This window comes from Undibacterium sp. 5I2 (assembly GCF_035019605.1).
In the GTDB taxonomy this organism is placed as follows: Bacteria; Pseudomonadota; Gammaproteobacteria; order Burkholderiales; family Burkholderiaceae_D; genus Undibacterium.
The window spans coordinates 1-12885 of sequence record NZ_JASJVS010000085.1 but is presented as its reverse complement, the minus strand read 5'-3'; the positions used below and the strand labels follow the sequence as shown (position 1 = coordinate 12885).

General features: G+C 55.5%; 7 protein-coding genes, 1 pseudogene and 2 riboswitches. Of the genes and pseudogenes, 6 read left to right on the top strand and 2 right to left on the bottom strand.

All coding sequences use genetic code 11. The features are described 5' to 3' along the window. Nucleotides 1-99: pseudogene (locus tag QN359_RS18465) on the top strand (biopolymer transporter ExbD); the annotation flags it as partial. Between the two features lie 176 nt (nt 100-275). Further along, entirely contained in the window at nt 276-1529 is a 1254-nt protein-coding gene (locus QN359_RS18460) for a hypothetical protein (RefSeq protein ID WP_322247752.1), read from the top strand. 91 nt (nt 1530-1620) lie between these two features. On the opposite strand, the gene QN359_RS18455 is transcribed toward QN359_RS18460, so the two are convergent. Together QN359_RS18455 and QN359_RS18450 are read right to left on the bottom strand one after the other, a co-directional pair. Continuing rightward, complete coding sequence (locus QN359_RS18455; RefSeq protein WP_322247753.1) at nt 1621-3180, bottom strand: transglycosylase SLT domain-containing protein; 1560 nt, start codon at nt 3178-3180, stop codon at nt 1621-1623. Between the two features lie 136 nt (nt 3181-3316). Beyond that, nucleotides 3317-5131, bottom strand: coding sequence for an ABC transporter transmembrane domain-containing protein (locus QN359_RS18450; protein ID WP_322247754.1), 1815 nt, complete (start codon nt 5129-5131; stop codon nt 3317-3319). 195 nt (nt 5132-5326) lie between these two features. Here QN359_RS18450 and QN359_RS18445 point away from each other — a divergent pair, with 195 nt between their 5' ends. The 4 genes from QN359_RS18445 to gcvP all read left to right on the top strand — a co-directional run bounded on the left by QN359_RS18445 (nt 5327) and on the right by gcvP (nt 12688). Then, the gene (locus tag QN359_RS18445; protein WP_322247755.1) at nt 5327-7732 is read left to right on the top strand and encodes a penicillin acylase family protein; all 2406 of its coding nucleotides are present in this window, start codon (nt 5327-5329) and stop codon (nt 7730-7732) included. 68 nt (nt 7733-7800) lie between these two features. Further along, nucleotides 7801-7892: riboswitch (glycine riboswitch) on the top strand. 23 nt (nt 7893-7915) lie between these two features. After that, nucleotides 7916-8027: riboswitch (glycine riboswitch) on the top strand. Nucleotides 8028-8107: 80 nt separating this feature from the next. After that, nucleotides 8108-9253, top strand: a complete 1146-nt coding sequence (gcvT, locus tag QN359_RS18440) for a glycine cleavage system aminomethyltransferase GcvT (protein ID WP_322247756.1) — start codon at nt 8108-8110, stop codon at nt 9251-9253. 70 nt (nt 9254-9323) lie between these two features. Then, the gene (gene gcvH / locus QN359_RS18435) at nt 9324-9701 is read left to right on the top strand and encodes a glycine cleavage system protein GcvH (RefSeq protein ID WP_322247757.1); all 378 of its coding nucleotides are present in this window, start codon (nt 9324-9326) and stop codon (nt 9699-9701) included. 107 nt (nt 9702-9808) lie between these two features. Then, nucleotides 9809-12688 (top strand): aminomethyl-transferring glycine dehydrogenase, encoded by a 2880-nt coding sequence (gcvP, locus tag QN359_RS18430; RefSeq protein WP_322247758.1) that lies wholly within the window; start codon nt 9809-9811, stop codon nt 12686-12688. The last annotated feature ends 197 nt before the right edge of the window (nt 12689-12885 follow it).

The window sequence follows — 12885 nt, the reverse complement described above, 5'->3', positions numbered from 1 at the left end:
GTCGTACCGTATAAATCGGTGGCGGCAGTGATGGCTTCGGCTCAGCGACTTGGCGTGACCAAGATCGGTATGGTTGGTAACGAGCAGTTCTTGAAGTAAGTAGTGCGATGACATGAAATTATGTTTCACTGTCAACTTCATGTATGATTTGAAACTGGCAGGGTGATCCCTGCCATTTTCTTATTGACAGGAGATGGGCTGGCGCCGCCTGACTCGCGCCGCTTTTTTCCTGAGACTTGTTTATTAAAATTTTCTTGATTGAGAGCTCAACAGCTATGAAGCACCTACGCTTGTCTCGTGTCGCTGTCTTGTTTGCAGCCATCGGTTTTGCCGCCGTACCGGAATTAACCAATATCGCTGGTAATACTGCTTATGCCCAGGAAGCAATGCGTCCTGAAATCGGTCGCATTGTGCAAGCGGCGGGTGAATTGTTCAAAGCGAAAAAATACAAAGATGCCTTGAGTAAGATTCATGAGGCCGATGGAGTAAGTGGCAAAACGCTTAATGAAAGTTTCACCATCGAACGTATGCGTCTGTCCATCGCTTCGGCGGCCGGCGATAATGATGCCGTGATTCGCTCGGCCGAGACGATCGTGGCGGCGGCCAAGTTGCCGTCCAAAGAACAGTTGCAGATGATTCAGGTATTGGCCAATGCGCACTACAAAGCCGGCAATTATGCCAAGGCGGCGCAATGGTATGGCCGTTACTACGCCGATGGCGGTAGCGATCAATCTTTGCGTCCTTACATGATTGCGGCCATGAACCAGGGCGGCGACAGTGCCAAGGCGATGAAAGAAGTCCAGGCTGATTTGGCTGCCGATGAGAAAGCCGGTCGTACACCAAGCTTGGCGAATCTCGAATTCTATGCCAATGCAGCATTGAAGCAAAAAGACATGGCCGGGTATTCGAGCGCGCTCGAAAAAATGGTCGCTTACCACGGTAAGAAAGAATACTGGGTCAATCTGCTCAATAATATAGAGCGCAAGCCCGGCTATTCTGAACGCTTGAAACTCGATCTGTTCCGTCTCAAATTAGCGGTCGGTCAAGTCACTAAAACTGCCGATTTCATGGATTATTCTTTGCTGGCAATTCAAGCCGATTTCCCTGCCGAAGCCGCCAAGGTGATTGACGCCGGCTACAAGGCTGGTGCGCTCGGTGCCGGTACCGATGCAGAACGCCATAAGCGTTTGCGCGATATGGCAACGAAGGCGCAGGCTGAATCGGTCAAAGGCTTGGCCGCAGCGGAAGCCGAAGCCAAGGCCAGCAAAGATGGCAGCGGCTTACTCAATCTTGGTTTTGCCTCTGTCAGCGCGGGCAAGTTTGATCAAGGTTTGGCGATGATGGAAGACGGGATCAAGAAAGCTGGTGCCAAACATCCGGAAGATGGCAAATTGCATTTGGCTGTTGCGCAATTGCAGGCTGGTAAAAAAGCCCAGGCCTTGAAAACCTTCAAAACCGTTGGTGGTGCCGATGGTACGGCTGATTTGGCGCGCTATTGGGTGATCTACGTCAATCAGTCGGGCAAGTAAGTGATCTGGTATTGTTGAATAGTTTAAAAAAATGCCCGGTTCAAACCGGGCATTTTTTATTTAAAAGTAATCGGGAACAATGCCGCCAAGTTTAACTGTGAGGCTTCGTTTTGGCATGCGCAACCAAGGTATGCGTAGTGTGATTCGACTTACTATGACCGGAGGCACGCGCGATTGCCTGGCCGCGCTTGGCGACGATGGCTACTTGCAGTTGCAAGCTTTGTCCCGGCGTCAGTTTGTCGTGTTTCAAATTATTCCAGCTGCGGATATCGGCCAGGCTGAGCTTGTAACGCTTAGCGATGGCATTGATGTCGTCGCGTTTCCCGACTTTGTAGCTGATGCGACGCGTGACCACGCTTTTTTCCATCATCAACTGGGCATTGTCGGCCAGTTCAGGGGAAATATCGCGATCCGGCATTTTTTCCGAGCGTGGCACCAAGATTGTCGAACCAGCTTTTACCAGCATGCTGGCGGGAATCATGTTGACGTTGCGCAGTACGTCGGGTTTCAGTCCCAAGCGCGTGGCCAGATTTTCAACTTTTTCAGTTTTATTGACGGTCAAGGTAGCCCAGCTCGACAAAGGCCCTTGCCATTTGCTGAGATTCTCTCGGAATAAAGCGGCATTGTCAGTCGGCAGCAGGATTTTCGTGCCGCTGTTGCCGGTGATTACAGGACGGTTGAATTGCGGATTAAGAGCCGTGAATTCGGCCATCGACAATTCGGCCAACTGTGCTGCCACACGTACATCGATATCGCGCGTTTTGTCTACGCTGACAAAATATGGTTGATTTTCCAGTCGCGGCAGGGCCAGATTGAATTGTTCCGGGTGGGCAATGATATTTTTAACGGCTTGTAACTTCGGCACATAATTTCGGGTTTCCACTGGCATCAGCGCCGACATACTGTCAAAATCAACCGGTAAGCCCAGCGCTTGTTGCTTTTTAATGGCGCGCTGTACCGAGCCTTCGCCCCAGTTATAGGCGGCCAGCGCTAGTTGCCAGTCGCCAAACATGCCATGCAGACGCTCAAGGTAGTTGAGCGCGGCATCGGTGGAATCGACCACGCCACGGCGCTCGTCGGTAAACATGTTTTGTTTGAGTTTGAAATCTTTGCCCGTTGCCGCCATAAATTGCCACATGCCACTGGCTTTGGCAGTCGAAATCGCTTGCGGGTTGAAGGCCGATTCGATGAAGGGCAGCAATGCCAATTCGGTCGGCATACCGCGTTTTTCTAATTCTTCGACCACATGATACAGGTAGCGCGAGCCGCGTTGCACCGTGCGCAGTATGTAATCGGTACGGGTGCTGTACCAAGTGAGTTGATTGCTGACCAAGCTGTTGTTGAGGTCGGGAATGGCATAGCCAACCCGCACACGCTCCCATAAATCTTGGTCTTTGTTGCTTAAACTCAGGTCATCCGGCGCAGCTGATGCCGTCGGTAATGAATTAAATGTTGGATTGAATGCGGAATTGAATTCGTGATTGAGTTCGTGATTCCGTTCATGATTGAGTTCGGTCGCATTGCTGCTCGGCGCGGCATTGGTGTTCAGGGCCGTCAGGGAGGCAGCATCGGCACGGCTGATTTGTGGCACAGACCACATCAAGAGGGCCGCAGCGAGTGTAGCGTACAGCGGGGAACGAGATCGTTTCATAGGCGGGACAGGATGATCGACCGTCGTCGACTTGAATTACAGGATCATGAGAGTGTACGCAGTTGCTTGAGTTGGCGTCAAGGAGAATGTCGCTTGCGAGCAGCACTGGTGGAAAGTTAACACCAGTGCTACCGACTCATTCTTGGCTTGGTGGCAGGTTAAATTGCAGTGCTGCAAGTTTGGCATAGGTGCCACCCAATTCGACCAGCGCTTGATGGCTGCCGGTCTCGACGATGCGGCCGTGTTCCATCACCAAGATACGGTCGGCCCGTTGTACGGTTGCCAAACGGTGGGCAATGATGATGGTGCTGCGGTCTTGCATGGCGACATCGAGTGCACCCTGTACCAGGCGTTCGGATTCGGCATCGAGGGCGCTGGTGGCTTCATCGAGCAATAGCAAGGGCGGATTCTTGAGCAGGGCGCGGGCAATGGCGATACGTTGACGTTGTCCGCCCGATAAGCGCACGCCGCGTTCGCCCAGGAAGGAGTGGTAGCCTTGCGGTAATTTTTCTATGAATTCATGGGCGGCCGCCATTTTTGCGGCCGCAATCACTGCTTCATCATTGGCGTCGGCTTTGCCGTAACGAATATTTTCCATGGCGTTGGCCGAAAAAATAATCGTTTCTTGTGGCACGATGCCGATGGCATTGCGCAGCGTGTGCAAGCTGAGTGCGCGGATATCTATACCGTCAAGCAATATCGTGCCGCGTTGTGGATCGTAAAAGCGCAGCAGTAATTGAAACAGCGTGGTTTTACCGGCACCAGAGGTGCCGACCACGGCCACCGTTTCACCGGCCGCAATCTGCAGCGTCAAACCGGCCAGCGCGGCGGTGTCGGGGCGCGATGGATAGTGGAATTCCAGATCCTTGAGGCTTAAAGTCGAACCGGTTTTTTGTCCGCTTGGGCGCGCGGGTAAGGCGAGCGGCTGCGCCGGATCTTGTATCGGCGAGCAGACCTCGATCAATTCCAGCAAGCGTTCGGTGGCACCGGCGGCGCGCTGGGCATCCCCCATGACTTCCGACAGCGCACCGAGGGCACCGGCCACCACAGCGGCGTAGAGGATGAATTGTCCGAGTTCGCCGCCGCTCATGCGACCTTGCATCACGGCATGAGCACCGAGCCATAACACGAAGACGATGGCACCGAAAACTAATAAGATGGCGATCAGGGTCAACAGTGAGCGCGCGCGTATGCGGCGCATGGCGGTGCCGAAGGCGGCTTCTACCGAGGTGCCGAAGCGCTGGGCTTCGAGCTGTTCATGGGTGAAGGCTTGCACGGTAGGCATGGCATTGAGAATTTCACCGGCCAGCGCCGAGGCATCGGCGATTTTATCTTGCGAATCCCGCGAGAGTGTGCGCACGCGGCGACCGAAGATGACGATAGGCAAGACTACCAGAGCAAGCATGACGAGGATGATGGCCGACAACTTGACGCTGGTCACGAATAACATCACCAAGCCACCAAGAAACAGTAAGACGTTGCGCAAGGCCATGGAAATACTGGTGCCGACTACCGTTTGTATCAGGCTGGTGTCGGTCGTGAGGCGCGAGAGTACTTCGCCGGTCTGGGTGGTTTCAAAAAATTGTGGGCTTTGCGTGAGCACATGCGCATACACGGCGCTGCGGATATCGGCAGTGACGCGTTCACCTAGCCAAGAAACCAAGTAAAAACGCGCGGCGGTAGCGAGCCCAAGCACACCGGCCAGGCCGAACAAGGCCAGGAAAGTCAGGTCGACATGGGTAATATTGTGGGCGCCGTTGTTACCGAAACCGAGATCGATCATTTGCCGGAATGCTGCCGGGATGGCCAGCGTCGCCGCCGCCGCGACCAGCAAGGCCAGGCCGGCCAGGATGAACTGCCGGCGGTAGGGACGTAAAAAAGGCAGCAAACCTTTCAGGGTGTGAAGGCTGCTGCGCTGGCTGGCCGCGCTACTCGGATTAGTTGTGCTCATGCGATTCCATAGTAAGGAGGTCTAGGGTCGTTGCTAAATGGCACTGGAAACATCAAATTCAAGTTCTCTGCGTGCTGCGGCCGCTATTATCGCCCATTTGCCATGCTGCTGCCGGTCGGCGTAGCTTGGCTATATCGCCGCCGGAATAAATGGTTTAAATTAACGCTACCTGATAATTTTGCTGAAAGCTTCATAATGAAGGCGATCTTGAAAAAAACCGCGCTCGTGGTGTTCTTGTTGTTGCTGTGCGTGGCGATGGCGGCAACTTGGTATGTGCGTGGCAAACGGGTGCAGCGCGACGGCTTGGTTCATCTCAGTGGTATGACGGCGGCGGTGGAGGTGCGTTATGATGAGCGTGGGGTACCGCATATTCGCGCCAGCAACGAAACCGATTTGTATCGGGCGCTCGGCTATGTGCACGCGCAAGACCGCTTGTTTCAAATGGAAATGCTGCGTCGCCTGGCGCGTGGTGAGTTGGCCGAGATCCTCGGCCCGAAATTGCTCGAGGTCGATCGTTTGTTTCGTACCTTGGGCTTGGCAGAACATGCGCAGAAGTATGCGGCCAAGCTCGATTTGAATCGGCCGGCAAGTCGTGCCTTGCTGGCCTATCTCGATGGGGTCAATCAGTATCAAGCCAGCCATGCCGCCCCGGTAGAATTCGATTTGCTGCAGATCCCTAAGCGAGCATTCACGGTGGCCGACACCATCGCCGCTTCCGGATACACCGCTTACAGTTTTGCTGCCGCGTTTCGCACCGAACCGGCCTTGAGTAAAATTCGTGATCAACTTGGCCCTCAGTATTTACACGTGTTCGATCTCGATTGGCATCCACAGGGGGTGTTCGTGGGCGCGCCAGCGGCACCGAAATTGGCGGCAGCCGACTGGCACAGCTTGAGCCGCATTGCCCAAGTCAGCCAAACCGCGATTGCTGATCTCGGTTTGCCACAGTTTGAGGGCAGTAATGCCTGGGTGGTCAGCGGTGCACGTACCGCCAGTGGCAAGCCTTTGTTAGCCGGTGATCCGCACATCGCTTATTCGGCCCCGGCGGTCTGGTATGAGGCGCAGCTGCAAGCGCCGGGCTTTGAACTGTACGGCCATTTCCAAGCCCTCAATCCGCTCGCTTTGCTCGGTCATAACCAGCAATTTGGCTGGAGTTTAACCATGTTTCAGAACGACGATGTCGATCTGATCGCCGAAAAAGTCAATCCGGCGCAGCCGAATCAAGTTTGGTACCACGGCCAGTGGGTAGAAATGAGTAGCCGCGAGGAAGAGATTAAAGTGAAAGGACAAGCGTCGGTCAAGCTGCACTTGCGCCGCACGCCGCACGGGCCGGTGATCACCGATGCCTTCCCTGAGAGTTATGGCACGACGCCGGTGGCGATGTGGTGGGCCTTTCTTGAAACCGAGAACCCGGTGCTTGATGCGTTTTATGATTTGAATCGGGCCGATACCTTGGACAAGGCGCGCGCGGCGGCGCGTTTGATTCATGCCCCCGGCCTCAATGTGGTCTGGGCCAATGCGCGCGGTGATATAGGCTGGTGGGCGGCAGCCAAGTTGGTACGCCGACCGCCTGAGGTTAATCCTGCCTTCATTCTCGATGGCAGTACCGGCGCGGCTGATAAAAACGGCTTTTATGATTTTGCCGCTAACCCGCAGGAAGAAAATCCGGCGCGCGGCTACATTGTGTCGGCTAACAGTCAGCCGGTTTCTGCGCATGGCATTGTTATTCCAGGCTATTACAATTTAGCCGATCGGGCGCGCCGTCTCGACCATTTACTCAATCAAACCGGTGTCAAATGGGACACCACGAATAGCCAAGCGATTGCGCTCGATGTCGAGACCGACTATGCCCAGCGGGTGTTGCAGCCCTTGCTGCCGATATTACGCGCCGGCTTGCAGGCCCCGGCTGATCTGCGTTTGCTCGACATCCTCAGTAAGTGGGATCATCGCTTCACACGCGAATCGATCGCACCGAGCTTGTTTGCGCAAATGCTCTACCAGATTGCCAACAATGCGTTTGCCGATGAATTGGGTCCGGTGGAATTCAAAAACCTGCTGCGCACGCGCGTTCTCGATGAGGCAATCGTCAGGCTGTTAGCCGATGAGCAGTCGCCGTGGTGGGATGATACGCGCACGCCGGCGCGCGAAAGCCGCGCCGACATTCTCCTCGCTGCTTGGCATGACAGTATCGCTCATCTGCAGCAGGTGGCGGGCAAGGATAGTGATGATTGGGCTTGGGGTAAATTACATACACTCACGCATAATCACCCGCTGGGCCAGCAAAAGCCGCTCGACCGCTTGTTTAATATTGGCAGCTTCGCCGTTCCTGGTGGGCGCGAAGTGCCGAATAATTTGTCAGGCCCGATTGCGCCGGCACCGTGGCCGGTGGTGTATGGCCCGTCGACTCGGCGCTTGATCGATTTTGCCGCGCCTGGCAGTGCGCTGGGTATCAATCCGGTCGGCCAGAGCGGCGTCTTGTTTGATGAACATTACAATGATCAGGCCGCGGCGTTTGCCGCCGGTCGCTATGTCAATGAACATCTGCTGGAGGCCGATGTGAGGGCGCATACGCGGCAAACACTGATCTTGCAGGCACCGTGAGCTGCCCGCTGCCGCGTAAATATTTTGATCGGATGATATCCAAGTTCATGCAAGCCTTATATAATCTGAACAATTGATCGGGAGAGCGCATCCGCATGCGGATGCCGCCGAAGGGGCTAACACCCGAAAACTCTCAGGCATAAAGGACCGGTCAATGAAGCGCAGCGAGCCATCGAGCACTGCGCTTCACACTCTGGAGAGCGGCAGCGGCGCGATGCGTCGAACTGCCCACCGAAGGTGCGCACGAGCGGCTGGCCGCTCGTAATCTCTCAGGTATCAGGACAGAGGGGGATGCGATTTGTCGCATGCAGACGAAGTTTTCGTCGGCGTGTGGCTGTTCGTCCCTTTCATTTTGGTAACGACGAGGTTTTTCTCATGACGCAAGCAGCGACGACCGCAGCGGCCACACCGCTCAACACGACTCCATTAAACGGCGCACACCGCGCAGCCGGTGCCAAGATGGTCGATTTCGGCGGTTGGGATATGCCGGTCAATTACGGTTCACAAATCGAAGAACACCATGCCGTGCGCGGCGACTGTGGCATGTTTGACGTCTCGCACATGTGCGTGGTCGATCTGCGCGGCCCGCAGGTACGTGCGTTTCTGCGTGGTTTAGTGGCCAATAATGTCGATAAGCTGCAAGTGCCGGGCAAAGCCCTGTATTCATGCATGCTGACACCGGCCGGTACCGTGGTCGATGATCTGATCATTTATTTTTTCGATGAAACTTGGTTTCGTTTGGTCGTCAATGCCGGCACGGCCGCCAAAGATGTCGCCTGGATGCAGGCACACAATGACGCCACCGCCGCCGGTATCAGCATCACGGCACGACGCGATGGCGCGGATGCGTTTGCGCTGATCGCTGTGCAGGGGCCGAATGCGCGCGCCAAAGTTTGGCAGATTTTGCCGCAAACGCAGGCCGCCAGCGTCGACCTCAAGCCTTTTAATGCCGTCATCGTGGCCGCTACCGCCTACGGTGAAGTCATGGTGGCGCGCACCGGTTATACCGGCGAAGATGGTTTCGAAATCGCCGTGGCAGCCAGCCGTGTGACCGAACTCTGGAATGCCTTGGCCGCCATCGGTGTGGCACCGGCCGGGCTCGGTGCGCGCGATACCTTGCGCCTCGAAGCAGGCATGAATTTGTACGGCCAAGATATGGATGAAAGTGTCAATCCGCTTAATGCCGGTCTGGCTTGGACGATTGATTTGCTCAGCGAGCGCGATTTCGTCGGCAAACAAGCTTTGCTCGAGCAAGGCCAAAGCGCACAGTTCCTCGGCTTGCTGTTGCGTGAAAAAGGCGGCATTCTGCGCGCCCATCAAAAAGTCTTGTGTGCGCAAGGTGAGGGTGAAATCACCAGCGGCACCTTCAGCCCGAGCATGCAGCAAGCGATCGCCTTGGCGCGCTTGCCGCTGGGTGTAGCCATCGGCGACACCGTGCACGTCGTGATCCGCGATAAGCAGCTCGCCGCCACGGTCGTTAAATTACCATTTGTACGGAACGGCAAAGTGCTGGTAGCCTGAGCGACGGGCGCCGTCGTGACTCTCATTATCTTATGTGAACACTATTAATTACTTATTTGGAAAGCTACTCATGAATATCCCAGCAGAATTGAAATACACCACTTCCCACGAATGGGTACGTCTCGAAGCCGATGGCTCGCTCACGATCGGCATCACCGAATTTGCCCAAGACGCCTTGGGTGACATCGTCTTCGTCGATTTGCCGAAAGTTGGCAGCGTATTAGCGGCCGGTAAAGACTGCGCCGTGGTGGAATCGGTCAAAGCAGCCGGCGATATTTATGCGCCAGTCAGCGGCGAAGTCATCGCTGTCAATGAAGCGGTCGCCGATGCACCGGAAAGTATCAATACCGATGCTTTCAGCGCCTGGCTGTTCAAATTGAAACCGACCAATGTCGCCGACATCGACGGCTTGCTCGATGCTGCCGCTTACGCCGGCAATATCGGCTGATACCGCTGCTACTGTGCCGGCGGCAATGCCGCCGGCCTGTGACGCGCCACTGAAGTGGCGCATCGCTTCGATTCTTCTCTGCCTCATCTGACTACTGCGCCCCTATCATGACCCGACCTTCACTGACTCAATTGGAAGCCCACGACGCTTTCATCGCCCGCCATATCGCGCCATCGCCGGCTGAACAGGCGCATATGCTGGCCACGCTCGGCTATGCTGATCGCACCGCCTTGATCGATGCCATCGTACCGGCCAATATACGCCGCCACGATACGCTGCCGCTGGCTGAGTTTACCGCCGCCAAATCAGAACAAGCCGCCTTGGCCCAGCTCAAGCAATTGGCTGGCAAAAACCAGGTATTGAAATCGCTGATCGGTCAGGGTTACTACAACACCTATACACCGGGTGTGATCTTACGCAATGTGTTTGAAAATCCGGCTTGGTACACCGCCTACACGCCGTATCAACCGGAAATTTCGCAAGGTCGTCTCGAAGCGATTCTTAATTTCCAGACCATGATCACCGACATGACCGGTCTCGATATCGCCAATGCCTCGATGCTCGATGAAGGCACGGCCGCGGCCGAAGCGATGACGCTGATACTGCGCGTCGGTAAATCGGACTCGAAAGTGTTTTATGTTGGTGCCGATGTCTTGCCGCAAACACGAGAAATCATCGCGACCCGCGCAAAACCGCTGGGCATAGAAGTCCGCACTTGTCATGGTAGCGATGCGCTCGAACATGCCTGTTTCGGCGTGCTCTTGCAATACCCGGGCGTCAATGGCGATATCCGCGATTACCGCGAATATGCCGCCGCCTTGCATGCCAAAGGCGCACTCGTCATCGCCGCTGCCGACTTATTAGCCTTGACACTGATTACGCCACCAGGCGAATGGGGTGCTGATGTGGTGGTGGGGAATAGTCAGCGTTTCGGTGTGCCGCTCGGTTTCGGCGGCCCGCACGCCGGTTACATGGCCACGCGCGACGCCTACAAACGCAGTATGCCGGGCCGTTTGGTCGGCGTTACGGTCGATGCCCAAGGTCAGCAAGCGTATCGCCTCGCTTTGCAAACGCGCGAACAACATATCCGTCGCGAAAAAGCCACCTCGAATATTTGTACGGCCCAAGTGTTACTCGCGGTGATCGCTTCGATGTATGCGATTTACCACGGCCCGGCCGGTTTGCGCCAGATCGCCCAACGCGTGCAACGCCTGACCGGCGTGCTGGCCGGTGGTTTGCAGCAGCTTGGCTTCACGCTGCAAAACAGCAGTTATTTTGACACGCTCACAGTCACGGTGTCTAACGCCGCTGCGGTTCATGCTGCTGCCGTTGCAGCCGGTTATAATTTGCGTCAAATCAGTGCCGAAGCGGTCGGTGTTTCAATCGATGAAACGGTCGAGCGCAGCGATATTCTCAAGCTCTGGTCTATCTTTGCCGATGGCCGCACACTGCCGGATTTTGCTGCCATCGAAGCAGCTGTGGTGGACGCGATTCCGGCCGGCTTGCTGCGTACCAGCGCCTTCCTCAGCCATCCTACCTTCCAGCGCTACCATGCCGAACATGAAATGCTGCGTTATCTGCGTGGTTTGGCCGATAAAGATTTGGCGCTCGATCGCAGCATGATACCGCTCGGTTCCTGCACTATGAAATTGAACGCCACCAGCGAAATGGTACCGGTTACTTGGCCAGAGTTTTCCAATATCCATCCGTTTGCCCCTGATACACAAACCATCGGCTACCGCGAAATGATCGCGCAACTCGAAGCCATGTTGTGTGCGGCTACCGGCTATGCCGCAGTATCCTTACAACCGAATGCAGGCTCACAAGGTGAATACGCCGGTTTGCTGGTGATTCAGGCTTACCATGCCGCCCGCGGTCAAGGGCATCGCAATATCTGTCTTATTCCTTCGTCGGCACATGGTACCAATCCGGCTTCGGCTTCGATGGTCGGGCTGGAAGTGGTGGTCGTGGCTTGCGATGAACGAGGCAACGTCGATCTGCATGATTTACAAGCCAAGGCCGAACAGCACAGTGCCAATCTGGCCGCTGTGATGGTGACCTACCCGTCTACCCATGGCGTATTCGAAGAAGGCATACAGCAGTTGTGCGAAATCGTGCACAGCCATGGCGGTCAAGTGTATGTCGATGGTGCCAATATGAATGCGCTCGTCGGTGTCGCGGCACCGGGCCAGTTCGGTGGCGACGTCAGTCACTTGAATTTGCATAAAACTTTCTGCATTCCGCATGGCGGTGGTGGACCGGGCGTTGGTCCGGTGGCGGTGGCGGCGCATTTGGCGCAGTTTTTACCGAACCATACCTCGACCGGTTATATGCGCGGCGAAAACGGCATTTCTGCCGTCAGTGCGGCAGCCTTCGGTTCGGCCAGTATTTTGCCGATTTCCTGGATGTACATCGCCATGATGGGTGCCGAAGGTTTGAAAGCGGCAACCGAAACGGCGATTTTGGCAGCCAACTACATCGCCAAGCGTCTGGCACCACATTATCCGGTGCTCTACGCTGGTCACGACGGCTTGGTCGCGCATGAATGCATACTCGATCTGCGTCCGCTCACCGATGCCACCGGCATCAGCAATGAAGATGTCGCCAAGCGTTTGATCGACTTCGGTTTCCATGCCCCGACCATGAGCTTCCCGGTACCCGGCACGCTGATGATAGAACCGACCGAAAGCGAATCATTGCGCGAACTCGATCGCTTCATCGATGCCATGATCGCGATTCGTGAAGAAATCGCCAAAGTCGCCAGCGCTGAATTCGATGCCAAAGATAATCCGCTCAAGCATGCACCGCATACGATACAGAGTTTGCTTGCAGCCGAATGGTCGCATCCGTACAGCCGCGAAACGGCCGCGTATCCGCTGCCGTCATTGCGTCACCAAAAATACTGGGCACCGGTAGGTCGTGCCGACAATGTGTATGGTGATCGCAATCTGTTTTGCTCTTGCGTACCGCTATCGGATTATCAATAAATCTGCTGGGTATGAGTAGTTAAGCTAACCGGATGCAGCGCACGCTGCATCCGGTTTCCACGTCGCCGTTGTTAAGTACAGCAAGCACTGCCAGTAGCGACAGCGTAAAAGTATAGATTCATCAAAAATCTGACTAGGGTTTGAAACCCCGGCCTTCAGAGGCTGTCGCAAAAGGGTATTGAGTCGGTATCATTACC